Here is a 270-nt window from a genome sequence, read left to right as displayed (position 1 = left end):
AGAGAATTTATTGGCTAATTATGACGTTTTTTTGAAAGGGACTTTAGACAAATAAAAAAACTGAGCAGTCGCCCAGTTTCTCTACTTATTTATTATCTTTTTTTAGCGTTTTTTCTAAGTCGGAAATTGTTTTTTGCATATCTTTAATCTCGTCTTTTAGGCGTTTCTTCTCAGGTTCCATTTCTTCATTCCATTTGGAAACAGATTCCATGATGTCAGAAGAAACATCTTTTAATAAAGTGGAACCTTCTGTGCCGAGAACTTGAACGG

At 33.7% G+C, this 270-nt stretch carries 1 protein-coding gene; it reads right to left on the bottom strand.

The features are described 5' to 3' along the window. Nucleotides 1-85 precede the first annotated feature (85 nt). On the bottom strand, nt 86-270 hold a 185-nt coding region (locus NG901_RS16705; protein WP_252217065.1), incomplete at its 5' end, for a hypothetical protein.

The organism is Clostridium sp. CMCC3677 (assembly GCF_023845585.1).
GTDB lineage: Bacteria > Bacillota > Clostridia > Clostridiales > Clostridiaceae > Clostridium > Clostridium aquiflavi.
Note: the sequence above shows the minus strand (reverse complement) of the source record. Positions and strands in the feature narration are given on the sequence as shown.